General features: G+C 51.1%; 1 protein-coding gene. It reads left to right on the forward strand.

The genetic code is table 11. The features are described from left to right. On the forward strand, positions 1–272 hold a 272-nt coding region (locus KVT11_RS19895; protein WP_217609151.1), incomplete at both ends, for a hypothetical protein.

A 272-nucleotide genomic window follows, 5' to 3' on the forward strand; every position in this document is an offset into this window, starting at 1 on the left:
GCGCTCAGGATACCGTCGGCCGCGAAGTCCTGCAAATGTCTGACACGATGGGCCATCTGTCAGAACGCCAGTCCGGCATCATCAGCTATACCGACAATATGCAGCAAAGCGTAAATGACGTCCAGCAAAAAGCGGACACCTTAAACAGCAACTGGGGCAAAAACGTCGATTCCACGAAATTGATCAGAAATGACGTGTACGGCATTTTAGGGAACGCGCTCGTTGATGGACAGGAAAACGGCTACGTTTACGATTATCTCGCCAACCCGCTT

The organism is Bacillus sp. GbtcB10, assembly GCF_019091365.1.
In the GTDB taxonomy this organism is placed as follows: domain Bacteria; phylum Bacillota; class Bacilli; order Bacillales; family Bacillaceae; genus Bacillus; species Bacillus altitudinis.